We start from the raw sequence: 14,417 nt of genomic DNA on the forward strand, positions 1-14,417 counted from the left end.
TATCTAATTCATAATTGCACATCTTTTAACACGATATACGTAAAATTTCGGCAAAGCACTTTGCCAGTCGAAAAGTATCGTCTATCATTGTATAGGAAGTTATCAAAAAGCTAAAGTGGCCAAGCCAAACTTTACTTTTTTTTGAGAGAAAGGAATCCGCTAAAACAATGATCAAACACGTCATCAACAAAACATGGCCATTATTACTGAGCTTTCTTGTGCCCAGTCTTTTCATGTTAATTTATTTTGCCAGCCGCGGCATGGCACCGTTTGACCGTAGTTCTTTATTAACTGTTGACATGGGGCAACAATACATCGATTTTTTTGCGTTCTTTAGAAATACGTTGCTACATCACCCAGGTAGTTTCTTTTATAGTTTTAGCAAAGCCCTTGGTGGAGAAACAACCAGCTTATGGGCCTACTATTTAATGAGTCCGTTTAACTTATTGCTGCTCCCCTTTAGCAAAGGTGGCCTTTCAACCGGCGTGCTCATAATGACCGTTGCCAAATACGGTTGTGCGGGTCTCAGTCTGGGCTGGGTATTAAACCGGTTGCAGATTCAATCTGGTTGGCGGTTACCTATGTTTGGCACCATCTATGCTTTGTCTGGTTGGACCATTGCCAATCAACTTAACCTTATGTGGTTAGACGCACTGATTGTTTTGCCATTAGTTGTTTATGGTCTTGAGTGTCTCATTAAGCAACAGCGTTGGTTGCCATACGTAAGTTGGCTAGCAGTTGCCTTCATCGTGAACTATTACATGGCTTACATGATTAGTTTGTTCACCATTTTGTACTTCATCTTTAGTGTTGTTTGGCATTGGCAATCATGGCATCGCCTGCTCATTAATGGCTTACAGTACGTCGGCGCCTCCGTATTAGCCGGTGGCATCGCAGCATTTATCCTACTTCCCACATATTTCGCGTTACAGCTAAGTAAGGCAAGTTACACCCTCACTAAATTTAAATGGACGTGGGATTATGCGCCATTAAAAATGTTGGGCAAACTTTATCCAGGCGGTTTTAATTTTGCTCAAATGCCTAAGGGACAGCCTAATTTATTTGTCGGCGCTGCCGTCCTTATCCTAGTCGTTGCTTTTTTCATAGAAGACAAATTTCACTGGTCGGTTAAGCTAGTAGCCAGCCTCATCACAATTTTCTTTGTCCTCTCTGTTTCATTCACACCGTTAAATTTATTATGGCATGCGGGGCAATTCCCAATTTGGTATCCTTACCGTTTTTCATTTATCGTTAGTTTCTGGCTTATTTGGCTAGCAGCTATAACATGGCGTCCGGAAAAGCACCTCAATTGGTGGTCAATTGGCGTGACAACCTTACTTTTAGTCGCAACCGATACCTACGTCTTTACAAACAGTCATCACTTAAACTTCATCACTACAGGCCAAATCATCACCGGCACTGTCATGATGCTGATTGCACTCATTTGTTTGTCGCCATTGGCACACCGTTTCCGCTGGTTACTCTATCTAATTCCTCTACTGACGCTCGTTGACATGGGCACTAACGCGATTTTATCACTCAATAAAATTAGCTATGTACCGCAGGACCAGTTTGCAATCTATACCAACATTCTCGATCAGACTAGCCAAGCCACAAAGAAATTGAATTCTAGTTTGTACCGCGTTGGCACCACCTTTCAACGGACGAAAGATGATCCCATGCAAGGCGATTACTTCAGCGGTTCACATTTTGGATCAACGCTAGAGCGTAAAACAACGGGATTCTACGATCTGACAGGTAATCCTGATGGCGATGGTTTCGTCACATACGCTAATGGAACCGAATTTATGGACGCATTACTGAATATGAAATATTTCTGGAGCGTCAATGACATTCCTCTTGTTGGTCATCATTCAGAATATAAATACTTACCAACGTTAACTCGCAAGCCAGATCTTCACGACTACTCAGCTGCCAAGCAATTGCCACAGACAACCATTTATCAAAATCCTAATAGCTTAGGAATGGGCTTCATGGCGGCCAAACAAACGCTTGACGTCAAGCAAATTATTCATGATCCCATGACTAATCAAAATCAATTATGGAACGCTTTATTAGGCCAATCCTCCCAAACGAAGTTATTCACGGCCGCTAATTTCAATGGTGTAACGTTTACCAACACAAACCATCTGACCAATATCACCGGGTCTACCTTGACCAAAATCAAACCGCGGAAACCTGCGCAAATGACCTTGACCTTCACGCCACAAACTGACGACGCTTACTATTTATCGCTTGGTGCTAATTTGCAAAAGGACAATGTTAAAATGCTGTTGAATGGTCAACCGCTGGCACAGTATCAAACATTCCGAAATACCGTTTTAGTCAATATCGCAAATCAACAAAAAGATGAACCACAAAAAATCACGTTTGCCCTCAAAAAAAATGCCCTCTGGCTTCAAAATGTCACTTTGTACCAATTGCCTCAGCAAGCATTTCAAACGGGCATTAAGCAATTGCAACAACACCCCCTGAAGGTTACGGACTGGGGGCAAACGCACATTAGCGGACATGTCATTGCGACTCATAAACAACCGGTTCTAATGACAAGCATTCCTGCTCAAGACGGCTGGCAAGCGTTCGTTGATGGTCATCGTGTCAGCACCCATACAATCGCCGATGAGTTTATTGCATTGCGACTTGCACCTGGTCCTCATCACATTACCCTTCGCTATCGAACACCTTACCTCGGTGCCGGCATTTTCATCTCGTTAGTTAGTCTCGCTGTCTTAGGTGCTAGTGAATGGCTAAAGCGTCGCCACAATAACGATGAGTTCGTCAAATGAGTATCTCAGGTCAGCTACTAACTGTTTCGTTATTTTAGCCATCAACACTAAAAGCGTTCTGCCTTTTTCCGTTTGGAAAAGGCAGAACGCTTTTTAATCCCCATCATTTTAAGCTAAGCAACTGCATCATTACTCTTAATTTCAAGTAACTTACTGTAACCGTGAATCATGTTTTTGCGCAACATATTCATATTTAGGTTCATCATTTTTCTCGTCAAAATCAATGACAAAATCGTAACCAGCGAAAAACCACGCATCACCATAATTCACAAAATACTTAATCCCATCTTTTTCAGTCTCGCCAACTGGCCGATCAGGATCTTTATCCGGCACCATTGCCATTGAAAAACCATCATGAATCGGTGTTTTACCATAAACCTTACCGTAAAACTTCATCCCATCACCTGGTTTTAGACCAACTTCATCTTGAAACCATTTGCTGGCAGCGTCTGTAACTGTAATTTGCATACGTGGGCCTCCACTCTAATGAATTCGCTTTCATGCGTATACTTTAGCACAAATGAAGTGGAAAACCAATGAATACATTCCTGTGAAACGTTGATGTGACAGCTTTCACAAGTACTAACGGTTAACAAACTTTTGGTAAGCCTGTTCGTCATAAACTTTGTCAATTTCGCCAATATATTCAGTGGCTTCGCGCACATAACCGTGCTTAAACAGCCACAAACCGTCACTCTTGTCCAGTGCAAAGACGCCGCCTAGATCATAACGGTCCTTATGTGCATCAACAGCTTCGTTGATCATCGCCCACTGAATTCGGTACGGTGCAAGTAACTTCGGTTCTTCATTAATACTGCCACCGTACATATACCAGAGCTTATCACCATACTTGAAGGCTAATGAACCGGCTAGATCTTGTGTTTCAGAATGGGCGACGAAGATGCGTAAAATATCCGTGCCTTCGAAGGCCGTTACCATTCGATCAAAATAATCTCGCGGACGGTAGGTGATTCCTTGTCGGTGACTCATTGCCTCATAAAGTGCGTAGAACCGGTTCATTTCTGTCATGCTGCTACCAGAATCTACCGTTAATTCAGGCTTAATTGAGTGCCGCACATCGTGACGCGTATTCGGCCGAAATGTCATTAACACATCATCAATACTTTTATCTTTTAAATCCATCACCATGTTAAACCGCGGCTGAATTGTATCATGCATGCCGACATTACGATTTCTTACTTGGTAACCGTGTTGTTTAAACGTATCGTTTAGTGCATCGTCGTAAACAACTTCAGGGTCCATCCGTAAAACATACACCTTGTTTTCTCGTAAGGCAGGCTCTGCCTCTGCTACCAATGCATCGATAGTCGCAACATCCGTAGGATCACAAACCGGTCCTTTTGAACAATAGGCGAGCTTTTCACCGTCTTCATTTGCAATCATTAAGATGGACATCGCCGCTGTAATCTTGCCGTCCTTCTCAAGGGTGACATGTAACGGTTCCCAGTTGTTCTTAATTTCTCCCCAACCTGGATCCTGTGTAATTGAAGTAAAGGGTGCGCGTCGCACAAATTCTGTGTAGCGCGTCATTGCATCATGATCTTGTTCATTGATAATCGGCATGTTGTCGTTCCTTTCAAAATTAACTAATTGGTGTAAACCTGTTCATTATTTTACCGTACTTAAGGTATGACGACAAACAGCGGACGCTACCTTAAGGTAATCAAAAGAAGCTGCGAAATCACCAGACAATATCACCTGCAAAGACTAAACGGCGATACAATCTGATTTTTCACAGCCTCTGAGATAGGCTTTATTCACTATTAATGACGCTCAGTACTACTAAAAGCTTATTCAGCGTTCTTAACGGATAAAATTGAAACTTTCATTGACCCAGCAGGAATTTTAATTTCTACTTCATCCCCAACTTTGTGACCAATCAAACTGCGAGCGATTGGCGAATCGTTTGAAATCTTGCCACTCATCGGGTCAGCTTCGGCAGCACCGACAATGGTGTAACTTTCTGGTTCTTCATCAGGCAGTTCCTTAAAACTGACCAATTTACCAATTGAAACTTCATCAGCAGCCACTGCATTACTGTCAATAATTTCAGCATTGTGTAACATTGTTTCGACCAATGAAATTCGGCTTTCAATGTTAGATTGTTCATCCTTGGCAGATTCATATTCAGAGTTTTCTGACAAATCACCAAAACCACGCGCAATCTTAATGCGTTCAATAATCTGCGGACGGGTCACTGTTTTTAAATTTTCTAATTCTTTTTCTAGTTTAGCTTTACCCTCTTCAGTCATTGGGTATGTTTTTTCTTCAGCCATAGTTAGAGGCTCCTTTGTAACTAATTTCGACAGTCACAAGGTTACCATGTGATCTACACCTTGTAAACGGCTTCCTGGAAAAAAACACACATTCTCTGGTTGAATTACGTAAATCACAATCTCAAAAGACAAAAAAACAGCAAATCCAGATAGAGTTTCTGTTTTTGCCGTTTAAGGTGAACTATTTATGCTTCTTTATGATTGGCCTGTTTAAACAGGTTATCCTTACCGTCTCGTGCCAAAATGTCACGAATCTTCGTTGACAGAAGATCAATGGCGACTGTGTTTTCGCCGCCTTCTGGAACGATGATATCAGCATAACGCTTAGTTGGTTCCACAAATTCGTGATACATCGGTTTAACCGTCGCTAAATACTGTTTAATAACAGTATCCAATGTTCGCCCTCGCTCATTTATATCACGTTGAATCCGTCGAATGATCCGAATGTCATCGTCCGTATCCACGTATACCTTAATATCCATTAAGTCACGCAGACGAGGATCATCAAGAATCAAAATACCTTCTAAAATAATTACATCGCGTGGTTCCTGCCGAATCGTTTCGGCACTGCGCGTTGATTCTTTATAATCATAAACTGGCTTATCAATGGCTTGATAGTGAATCAACTGATCAAGCTGTTCAATTAAAAGATCATTGTCATACGCTAACGGATGATCATAATTAACCGCTTTTCTTTCAGCCATCGTCATTTCAGCTTGATCATTGTAGTAAGAATCTTGTTGCATAATCAGAATTGAATGGCCGGCAAGCTGGTTATAGATTGCCCGGCTAACTGTCGTTTTACCACTACCAGACCCGCCGGTAACGCCAATTACAATTGGCCGTTTTGTCTGCTCTGTCATCACTGATGCCCTCTTACTCATTATTTTTGTTTATTATTATCGTTTTGATACTTTTGCGTGTATGCATTTTGTTCATCCAACGTCTTGGAGAAATGAATCTTACCTGTCTTCATATTAGCTACAAAGTACAAGTAATCTTGATCTTCATCAGTTGGCTGAGCAATAGCTTTAATAGCATATATCCCAGGGTTATTAAATGGCCCTGGTCCGTAACCGGTATTGGCATACAAATTATAAGGCGAATCAACCTTTAAATCTGCCAGTGATAAGTTAGGTTTATGCGTCTGCAAAGCGTATTGAACGGATACATCTGATTGTAACGGCATCTTAGCCTTAATCCGGTTGAAGAATACGCCAGCTACTTTCTGCATATCACTTGGCGTATTAGCTTCCTTTTGAGCCAATGAAGCCAGCGTCATGGCTTGTTGTACGGTCAAGTTTTCCTGCTGGAATTCAGACAAGTATGGTTGAATACGTTGATTAGTAGCGGCAACCATTTGTTCAACTAATCCCTTTAAATTCTTTGGTTTCTTAGTATCATATACGGCTGGGAACAAATAGCCTTCCAAATGGTAACGAACATCTGAAGCCGACATCGTCGACGACAACAGATCTGGATAAAGCTTTTGAAGACCATTCAAGAAATCTTGGTCCTTCATCAAGTTTAGGAAATCCTGCTTTGTATATTTGGAATGCTTTGGCAAAGATGCTGCAATCTGATCAACAGATTCGCCTTCAGTAATAAGAAGTGAATTTTTCGACGTTGTAATAAGCGGCGTATCTGACCCGACACCGTTCAATTGCTTAGCCACTTGTTTGACATCCATGTTCTTTGTCACAACGAAATATCCGGCCTTAAAGTCTGCCAGATTATGATCAGCAATATACTTGTTAAAAGTTGACGCACTTTTGATAGCACCAGCTTTTTGCAATTCAGAAGCAACTTGATCTGAAGTCGCTCCTTGCTGAACTTCGATTTGAACTTTCTTGTGACTCTTCGGATCAACGGCCTTCAAGTTATTGGTGTAAGTCATATTGCGGCCAACGACCACGCCAACAATAATGAGCACAATCGCAATGAAGATACCAATTAACCAGTAACGGCCGGCATGTGACCGGCGGCGCCTGCGACGTTGCATAATATTAAGTTCCCCCTCTTAAAAAATCATCTTTTACATTGTAGCGAAAAATAGACTGCAACACCACATTTCACATAGCAATGACATCTTTTTGACACATTTGCTAATCACAAATTGCTTTTTTGCGGTCATGCTTCCCTTACGACGACAAAAAGTGCCATGGTGACTTCTCAAATTGAGAGTACCATGGCACTTAATTTATGGAACAAGTAACGAATCCATTCGAAATTAATCAGAATTTTTATTAACGAATTTCAGCATCAAATTCCTTCTCTAAAGCAGCGGTTACTTTGTCAAACGCCTTAGTCACATCGGCCTCAACTAATGTCGACTGACGGTCACGGTAGGTCAACGTATATGCCAGTGACTTCTTGCCAGCTGGTAAATGGACGCCTTCGTAGACGTCAAACAGCTGAACATCTGCCAAATGTGCGCCACCACGCTTGTTGATTAAAGCAACAACATCCGCATTAGTCACGGACTGATCCACAAGAATGGCGATATCACGTGTAACATCCGGGAACTTCGAAATCGGTTCATACTGTTGTTGATCATGTGGTGCGTCAATAAGTGCCTGCAGATTCAACTCGAATACGTAAGTGTCAGGAATCTTATAATCGCTGGCTACTTCAGGGTGAACTTGACCGACAAAACCAACGACCTGGTCACCAACATAAATGTCGGCTGTCCGACCCGGATGCATCTGCGCATGAGCCTGAGTTGCTTCATAGTGAACTGGTTCTGACAGACCCATGTCGTGCAAGAATAAGTCAACGATTCCTTTGATACCGTAAAAATCAATCGTATCGGCTTCTGCATGCCATGTTTTGGTTGTCAGTGTACCGGTGACTGCCCCAGCAATGTGTTCAACTTCCAATGGTCGAATTGCATCACCTTCGCGATAGAATACGCGACCTTGTTCATAAAGGGCGACATTCTTCTGTTTACGGGCAACATTATAGGCAATATCATCCAGTAATCCACTAATTAAATTCATCCGGGCGGTTGTATGGTCAGTACTCATTGGGAAAGCCAACTCAGTAGGTTCACTATCTCGCATCATGAACTGCTCAGCCTTAGCGGTCGTTGTCAAAGCATAACTAATTGCCTGATTTAACCCAGCGCCCTCTAATAGTCGTCGTGAGTCACGAATAATCCGTTGTTTGAATGTTAATGCACCTGGCGTCATCGTGCCATATGGCAACGTAGACGGAATATTATCATAACCATATAAACGAGCGACTTCTTCAAATAGATCGGCCTCAATATGAATATCCCAGCGACGAGCCGGCACTGTGACGTTGAATGTCTCACCGTCGTTGTCAGTCGGAAAGTTAAGATGATCAAAAATGGTCTGAACCTGGTCAGTTGTCAATTGAGTGCCCAACACATGATTAATCCGCGTTAACGTGACGCTAACCTTGGCAGGTTCAACAGGCGTGTCGCTGCCAACACCAGTCCCTTGTTCTGTCTGTCCCTGTCCAAGTTCAGCCATGAGGGCTGCAGCATGGTCTAAGGCATTTTGATTATCGTCCTTATTAACACCGCGTTCGAAGCGCATTGAAGCCTCTGAATGGAGATTAAAGAAACGCGCTGTTTTACGAATCTTAATTGGATCAAAAATGGCGCTTTCGATTGCAATCGTCGTCGTATTATCATCAATCTCCGTGTCCAAACCACCCATCGTGCCGGCAAGGGCAATTGCATGTTTGTCATCAGCAATAACCATATCGCTATCACGCAATTTGCGATCTTCACCATCGAGAGTCGTTAAGTGTTCGCCTTCATCTGCCAAACGAACGTGAATATGATGACTAGAAAGTTTGTCATAGTCAAACGCATGCAATGGTTGACCATATGTCAACATGATGTAGTTAGTCACATCAACGATGTTATTAATTGGCCGCATACCGGCTTCCCACAGCCGTTTTTGTAGCCACAGTGGACTATCCTGAATGGTGACGCCGCTGACGATACGCATTTTATATGTTGGTGCCAATGTCTCATCTACTGAAAATTGTAATAGGTCACTGACTTTGCGTGAGCCATCCTCATTTAGCGAGAACGTTGGCATTTTAGGTGTCTTGCCATAAATGGCGCCAACTTCCCAAGCAGTTCCGTTCATCGAGTTCATGTCACCACGGTTAGGCGTTAGGTCAGTCTCAACAATGTCGTCATCCATCCCCAAAATTGGAAAGACGGATGAACCGTTCTCACTGTCTGCTGGCAAAATATAAATGCCCTCATCATAAGCCTTCGGTGCAATCTTCTCGTCGAATCCAATTTCTTGAAGCGCACACAGCATGCCGTTTGAAGCAACGCCCCGCATCTTGCTCTTTTTAATTTTGTGATGACCGGCAATCCAGGCCCCTGGCAAAGCAACGATCACTTTTTGTCCCGTGGCAACATTTGGTGCACCACAAACAATTTGTAATGGCTCATCTTCGCCAACGTCAACCTGGCAGATGTGCAAATGATCTGAGTCTGGATGTGGCTCAACGCTGAGCGTTTCACCCACCACTAGCTTGCTCATACCATCGCTCATTTTATAAACTTGGTCGACCTCGACCGCTGTTCGTTCAATCTTCTCACCCAACGTCTGTGGGTCCACGTCCAGGGTGAGGTATTCATTTAACCAATCCATTGAAACTTTCATCGCTGTAGTCTACCCCCGTTTGTAAAATTGTGTTAAGAAGCGTGTGTCGTTTAAATAGAAATTACGAATGTCATCGACACCGTATTTCAACATAGCAAACCGATCAGGTCCTAGACCGAAGGCAAATCCACCATAAACGGAAGAATCGACCCCAGCCATCTTCAGCACATTAGGGTGCACCATACCGGCTCCTAACACTTCGATCCAACCGGTATTCTTGCAGACGGCACAGCCCTTGCCCATACAGTTGAAACACGTAATGTCTGCTTCAACAGAAGGTTCCGTGAACGGGAAGTAGCTTGGTCGCAAACGAACATCAAATTCATCCCCAAACAGATTAGCGGCAACCATTTCCAACGTTCCCTTCAAATCAGCCATGGTTACATGTTTGTCAATTACTAGCCCTTCCACTTGATGGAATTGATGGCTGTGGGTAGCATCGTCAGTATCGCGACGATAAACCCGACCAGGACTGATCATCTTCAACGGTCCCTTACTAAAGTCATGAGCTTCCATTGCCCGCGCCTGATTAGGACTGGTATGCGTTCTCATGAGAATTTCCGGTGTAATGTAAAACGTGTCCTGCATGTCACGGGCTGGATGATCTTTTGGCAAGTTCATCATTTCAAAGTTGTGGTGATCGTCTTCAACTTCTGGTCCATCGACAACTTGGTAGCCCATTCCTAAGAACATGTCTTCCAGTTGATCAATAATTCGCTGAATCACATGCGGTTGGCCCTGTGCAACCGGCGTGCCAGGCAATGTAACATCCAGCGTTTCGGATGCCAGCTTAGCATTAATCGCTGCCTTTTTAAGTTCTTGATTCCGTTCTTCAATAGCCGCCGTCAACTCATCACGAATTTGATTGGCGAAGCTCCCAATCTTGGGACGTTCTTCTGCTGAAACATCACGCAAACCACGTAAAGCTTGCGTAATTGGACCTTTCTTACCTAGTAATTGAACGCGAATTTCATTAATACGGTCTAAGCTGTCACCTTTTTTTATGTCAGCCAATCCCCGATCATGCAATTCTTGCAGTCGTTCTCTTAATGCCATGTGCTGCCTCCTAAAAGTTAGTCTATCTACCCAAATGTGTGCTTAATCTTTGTTAAACAAAAAAATCCCTTTCCTGATAAAAATCAGGAAAGGGACGACGAATCGCGGTACCACCCTCGTTGCACATCATTTACAAACACAAATAATGCACCACTTAAAACCGTTAACGGAGGTCCCGGAGAATTTTTTGCCTACATTATCAAACATAAGCGCCCAACTTCTGCTCAAAAAGTGAATTCGCTGTGCCTCTCATGAACGACTTTCAATCAATGGTCGTTCTTCCTGGCTAACTCAACACAGTTACTCTTTTTTATCGTCGCATTTAATTATGAGTAAGTTTACAAAAATTAATTTTATGCTAATGGTGCCACGTAGTCAATGGCCGACTAACAACCTTCGCCATTCCATTTGTCTGACCACGCGTGAATCGTGTCCATCATGTCTTGCATATCGCGACCTTTGTCGGTCAGTCGATATTCGATCAACGCAGAATCATCATGCGTTGTACGAGACACAATACCTGCCTCTTCCAGCTCTTTTAACCGTTCGACCAACATCCGATCAGAACACTTATCAATTGAACTGGCAATGTCCTTAAAACGCAAAGCACCCTGAGCCAACAGTGATTCAATAATTAACCCATTCCACTTTTTACCCAAGATTGAAAAGGTGCGTTCAAACTTTGGACAGAGTTTGAAATCTGTCATTGCTGTCATTGTCTCTGACATCATGTACGCCCCCTTCCTCTTTAAAATATGTTAACTGCTTTTTCTCATTAAAAAGACGCCGTCGTTTTCACAAGCGCAACAAAACCTGCGACTTTTGAACGTAAGGGCCCAAAATATTCGTGAGAGGCTTCATAGTCGTCAACTAGCGAGACCAACAAACTTTCCTTATATTTTGGCATCGCCATGGTTAGACCAAACATATGCTTCAAAATGATGTCTTTTTCCATGTCCGACAATTCCGTGATCTTTTCGGCATTTCGTAATGACACCCGTGGATGAATAAAGGCATGCGTGCCTAAATCAAACTTGGTTGTCCGCCAATCGTAATAAAACAGGTCGTGAAGTAATCCAGCACGTGCAACGGCCTGATAATTCCAGCCCCGCCGTTTAGCAATCTTATAACTGTCAAACGAAACACCTAAGCTATGTTCCAATCGGTTGCTGTGATGATGTTGGGTGAAGTTCGCTAAACGTTGCACTTCTGGACGAGCCAATAAATCACTCACTAATGCAACATACTCAGAATCCTGTTTCCACTCATTTGGTTTCATTCAATGCTTCCTTTTTAAGTTGTATGAAGTGCCCATTTGAATCTGAAAGGTATTGTAGCAGGTTTGCTTACTTTTGCATAGTCTTATGCACTAATATTTTTCACTTTCGGAAAAGTCACTGTCTTGTCTGAAACTATTGTTCTTTCAGCCGAAACATGAGCACACCGGCAGCGATAGCAACATTTAATGACTCTGCCTGGCCCAGAATTGGGATATACAAATTAGCCGTCGTAACATCCCCTAATGCTGGTGTCATGCCATTACCCTCATTGCCCATAATGAGTCCAAACGCACCTTCTGGCTTTACTTCGCGATAATTTTTTGCTTCTGGATTGAGCTGAGTGCCATAGACCTCGATGCCAGACCGTTTAAAATAGCGGGTTGCAGAAAATAAATCTTCAGATACCAGTTTGACATGAAATTGGCTGCCCTGCATTGCTCGAACAACTTTAGGAGAAAATTGATCTGCTGTGCCACGACCAAAGACAACACCCTCAAATCCCGCCGCATCGGCTGTCCGCACAATGGTTCCAATATTACCTGGGTCTTGAACGGCATCCAAAAATACCCATGGTTGATGAATGACCTCTGGCAACGTCGTGCTTGTCGCCGGCATTTTGACCTCGGCAAAAATACCTTGTGGCGTAACCGTGTCACCGATAGCCTTAGCGACCTCGTCACTAATTTCAAACGCGTTTAAATTTGCTGGCAGCTCATCACGATACTCACGCCATGCCTCATGCGTGCCCATTACTGAAACCAATGTAGTACCAGCAGCAATTGCTTCCTTAACCAGATGCCAGCCATCCAGCAAATACGTTTGCTGTTGTTCTCGGCCCTTTTTAGTTGCTAGTTTTTTCCAAGTCTTAACCCGACCATTTTGAAGTGATACAATTTTTTCCATAATTTTTACCTCGCTGGTCAAAATTATAGCATAGTCAGTAGCCATTCATGCTAGCATGGATGTTAAAGCGCGATTAAACTTTAAGGAGGCATCGAACAATGGCTCAAACAGCTGTCCTACTTACCGCACATGGTCGTGTTCAGGGAGTTGGTTTTCGTTACTCAACTTACCAATTGGCGGTGCGCCACCACATCTATGGCTTTGCCCGCAACAACGCAGACGGCACCGTTACCATCCTCGCACAGGGTTCGACCGGCATGGTGAACGCTTTTATTGAAGCAATCAAAAAATCACCTAATAGTTGGGCTAACGTGACTCAACTTGAACAAACAAAGCAAGCAATTCAGCCATTGAAAAAGTTTGACATTTACTGACTAAGCATTGAAATCACGGTGATTATCTAGTATTCTTAGCAAGTTAATGAAGTTTAACTTGAAAGGATTCACAGATAATAATGAAAAAAAGAAACCGCCTAGCGGTCATCACGGCCCTCGGCACCCTCACCCTACTTTTAAGTGGCTGTGTGCGTACCAGTCACGGAAAACCCGTTGGTTATATCTGGAACTACCTTGGCGAGCCGATGGTTCACTTTATGGAATGGGCTGCTAATTTACTTGGCGGCAGCTATGGTTGGGCCGTCATTCTCCTAACTGTCATCGTTCGGCTCATTTTGCTCCCATTAATGGTCCGTCAATCCAGACAGGCAACCGTTCAACAAGAAAAGATGTCAATGGTACGGCCTCAAATGAATGACATTCAGGCCCGTCAGAAAGCTGCTAAAACACCTGAAGAACGTAATACAATCAGTCAAGAGATGATGCAACTATACCGTGATAACGGTATTTCAATGACTGGCGGCATCGGGTGTTTGCCACTGATTATTCAGCTACCTATTTTCGCAGCCCTGTATGCGGCAATCCGATATGCCCCTGAATTAGTAAACGCTACATTCTATGGTATTCATTTGGGAAAGCCAAACATTATCTTGGCGATCCTGTCATTCCTGGCTTATCTGCTACAAGGCTACCTATCACTACTTGGTTTACCGGAAGATCAAAAGAAACAAATGCGTTCCATGATGATCATGAGTCCCATTATGATTCTGTTTGTTACTTTCTCCACTCCAGCGGCCTTAGGACTGTACTTCTTCGTCGGTGGTCTGTTCGCTTGTTTGCAGACACTCATCATCGCTTGGTACCGACCACGGATACGGAAGCAAGTGGCTAAAGAGCTCGAAAAGAAACAAGCTGAAAATGCAACTCATGTTCAACCTAAGCCTGTTCAGGCAACGGAAACACCAGTCAGTGCAGCGCCAATAACATCACGTCAACCACAAGAAAAGTCAACTAATGACAACATGGATCATAACAATCGCAAACGTAATGCTGGTAAGCAACAACATCATAATGACTAACC

At 43.2% G+C, this 14,417-nt stretch carries 13 protein-coding genes; 3 read left to right on the forward strand and 10 right to left on the reverse strand.

The genetic code is table 11. The features are described 5' to 3' along the window. Window positions 1–167 precede the first annotated feature (167 nt). Window positions 168–2,807 carry a YfhO family protein gene (locus GB993_RS04725; RefSeq protein WP_161003283.1) on the forward strand — a complete coding sequence of 880 codons (2,640 nt, stop codon included), beginning with the start codon at window positions 168–170 and terminating at the stop codon, window positions 2,805–2,807. A gap of 150 nt (window positions 2,808–2,957) precedes the next feature. Here the strand turns inward: GB993_RS04725 and GB993_RS04730 are convergent, their stop codons facing one another. The 10 genes from GB993_RS04730 to GB993_RS04775 form a co-directional block, all read right to left on the reverse strand. Beyond that, window positions 2,958–3,275 (reverse strand): HesB/YadR/YfhF family protein, encoded by a 318-nt coding sequence (locus GB993_RS04730; protein WP_161001370.1) that lies wholly within the window; start codon window positions 3,273–3,275, stop codon window positions 2,958–2,960. Between the two features lie 114 nt (window positions 3,276–3,389). After that, on the reverse strand, window positions 3,390–4,391 hold the full coding sequence (locus tag GB993_RS04735) for a lipid II:glycine glycyltransferase FemX (protein ID WP_161003284.1): 1,002 nt from the start codon (window positions 4,389–4,391) through the stop codon (window positions 3,390–3,392). Window positions 4,392–4,618: 227 nt separating this feature from the next. Then, window positions 4,619–5,104 (reverse strand): transcription elongation factor GreA, encoded by a 486-nt coding sequence (gene greA, locus GB993_RS04740; RefSeq protein WP_017261736.1) that lies wholly within the window; start codon window positions 5,102–5,104, stop codon window positions 4,619–4,621. Window positions 5,105–5,289: 185 nt separating this feature from the next. Next, window positions 5,290–5,967 carry a uridine kinase gene (udk, locus tag GB993_RS04745; RefSeq protein WP_161001372.1) on the reverse strand — a complete coding sequence of 226 codons (678 nt, stop codon included), beginning with the start codon at window positions 5,965–5,967 and terminating at the stop codon, window positions 5,290–5,292. A gap of 20 nt (window positions 5,968–5,987) precedes the next feature. Then, window positions 5,988–7,106 (reverse strand): endolytic transglycosylase MltG, encoded by a 1,119-nt coding sequence (gene mltG / locus GB993_RS04750; RefSeq protein WP_161001373.1) that lies wholly within the window; start codon window positions 7,104–7,106, stop codon window positions 5,988–5,990. Between the two features lie 244 nt (window positions 7,107–7,350). Further along, window positions 7,351–9,762 (reverse strand): phenylalanine--tRNA ligase subunit beta, encoded by a 2,412-nt coding sequence (gene pheT / locus GB993_RS04755; RefSeq protein ID WP_161003285.1) that lies wholly within the window; start codon window positions 9,760–9,762, stop codon window positions 7,351–7,353. A 9-nt stretch (window positions 9,763–9,771) separates the two neighbouring features. Further along, the gene (gene pheS, locus GB993_RS04760; RefSeq protein WP_017261732.1) at window positions 9,772–10,818 is read right to left on the reverse strand and encodes a phenylalanine--tRNA ligase subunit alpha; all 1,047 of its coding nucleotides are present in this window, start codon (window positions 10,816–10,818) and stop codon (window positions 9,772–9,774) included. Window positions 10,819–11,204: 386 nt separating this feature from the next. Next, entirely contained in the window at window positions 11,205–11,546 is a 342-nt protein-coding gene (locus tag GB993_RS04765) for a winged helix-turn-helix transcriptional regulator (RefSeq protein WP_161001530.1), read from the reverse strand. A gap of 47 nt (window positions 11,547–11,593) precedes the next feature. Beyond that, window positions 11,594–12,097 (reverse strand): HD domain-containing protein, encoded by a 504-nt coding sequence (locus tag GB993_RS04770; protein WP_161003286.1) that lies wholly within the window; start codon window positions 12,095–12,097, stop codon window positions 11,594–11,596. A 133-nt stretch (window positions 12,098–12,230) separates the two neighbouring features. Beyond that, window positions 12,231–13,001, reverse strand: coding sequence for a TrmH family RNA methyltransferase (locus GB993_RS04775; RefSeq protein ID WP_161003287.1), 771 nt, complete (start codon window positions 12,999–13,001; stop codon window positions 12,231–12,233). Between the two features lie 98 nt (window positions 13,002–13,099). On the opposite strand from GB993_RS04775, the gene GB993_RS04780 reads away from it, so the two are divergent. Continuing rightward, window positions 13,100–13,375, forward strand: a complete 276-nt coding sequence (locus GB993_RS04780) for an acylphosphatase (protein ID WP_161003288.1) — start codon at window positions 13,100–13,102, stop codon at window positions 13,373–13,375. A gap of 80 nt (window positions 13,376–13,455) precedes the next feature. Next, the gene (gene yidC / locus GB993_RS04785; RefSeq protein ID WP_161003289.1) at window positions 13,456–14,415 is read left to right on the forward strand and encodes a membrane protein insertase YidC; all 960 of its coding nucleotides are present in this window, start codon (window positions 13,456–13,458) and stop codon (window positions 14,413–14,415) included. The last annotated feature ends 2 nt before the right edge of the window (window positions 14,416–14,417 follow it).

It is taken from the genome of Furfurilactobacillus milii (genome assembly GCF_009864005.1).
Taxonomy (GTDB): domain Bacteria; phylum Bacillota; class Bacilli; order Lactobacillales; family Lactobacillaceae; genus Furfurilactobacillus; species Furfurilactobacillus rossiae_B.

Bases quoted from the DNA above. Each gene is read 5' to 3' on its own strand.
- GB993_RS04775 (WP_161003287.1), bottom strand. From the start codon at position 13,001: ATGGAAAAAATTGTATCACTTCAAAATGGTCGGGTTAAGACTTGGAAA.
- GB993_RS04735 (WP_161003284.1), bottom strand. From the start codon at position 4,391: ATGCCGATTATCAATGAACAAGATCATGATGCAATGACGCGCTACACA.
- GB993_RS04780 (WP_161003288.1), top strand. From the start codon at position 13,100: ATGGCTCAAACAGCTGTCCTACTTACCGCACATGGTCGTGTTCAGGGA.
- greA (WP_017261736.1), bottom strand. From the start codon at position 5,104: ATGGCTGAAGAAAAAACATACCCAATGACTGAAGAGGGTAAAGCTAAA.
- mltG (WP_161001373.1), bottom strand. From the start codon at position 7,106: ATGCAACGTCGCAGGCGCCGCCGGTCACATGCCGGCCGTTACTGGTTA.
- GB993_RS04730 (WP_161001370.1), bottom strand. From the start codon at position 3,275: ATGCAAATTACAGTTACAGACGCTGCCAGCAAATGGTTTCAAGATGAA.
- pheT (WP_161003285.1), bottom strand. From the start codon at position 9,762: ATGAAAGTTTCAATGGATTGGTTAAATGAATACCTCACCCTGGACGTG.
- pheS (WP_017261732.1), bottom strand. From the start codon at position 10,818: ATGGCATTAAGAGAACGACTGCAAGAATTGCATGATCGGGGATTGGCT.
- GB993_RS04770 (WP_161003286.1), bottom strand. From the start codon at position 12,097: ATGAAACCAAATGAGTGGAAACAGGATTCTGAGTATGTTGCATTAGTG.
- GB993_RS04725 (WP_161003283.1), top strand. From the start codon at position 168: ATGATCAAACACGTCATCAACAAAACATGGCCATTATTACTGAGCTTT.
- GB993_RS04765 (WP_161001530.1), bottom strand. From the start codon at position 11,546: ATGTCAGAGACAATGACAGCAATGACAGATTTCAAACTCTGTCCAAAG.
- yidC (WP_161003289.1), top strand. From the start codon at position 13,456: ATGAAAAAAAGAAACCGCCTAGCGGTCATCACGGCCCTCGGCACCCTC.
- udk (WP_161001372.1), bottom strand. From the start codon at position 5,967: ATGACAGAGCAGACAAAACGGCCAATTGTAATTGGCGTTACCGGCGGG.